Raw genomic sequence first — 337 nt, forward strand, 5'->3', positions numbered from 1 at the left:
GGCTGAGACATTTTTCCTATCCTGTGGACAGTCCTAGGATGGTTCCTTGACCCCCGACTCAAAGGATGGCTTTGCGAACTTTTGTCTCAGCGTTGGGAGTGGTGGTCGCCTTGCTGCTCACCGCCGTCGCAGTTCCTGCGGCTTGGGTGGACGAGAACATCGTCAAAGAGGACGGTTTTGTCCGTCTGGCGGGTTCACTAGGTAGCGATTCCGATTTCCAGAGCCGCCTGGCCACGGCCGCCGTCGGCAGTTTTGAGTCCTCGGTTAATCTTCCCGAACCGGTCCGATCCCTCGCCGCGGGAGTCCTCAAAAGTGCCACCGCGGGAATGCAATCATG

General features: G+C 58.5%; 1 protein-coding gene. It reads left to right on the forward strand.

Annotation, left to right across the window (positions count from 1 at the left end; all coding sequences use genetic code 11):
- Window positions 1–65 precede the first annotated feature (65 nt).
- Window positions 66–337: hypothetical protein (locus SCA31_RS22760; RefSeq protein ID WP_410699317.1), on the forward strand; the 272-nt coding region annotated here is incomplete at its 3' end.

This window comes from Chryseobacterium sp. SIMBA_028, from assembly GCF_046535285.1.
In the GTDB taxonomy this organism is placed as follows: domain Bacteria; phylum Bacteroidota; class Bacteroidia; order Flavobacteriales; family Weeksellaceae; genus Chryseobacterium.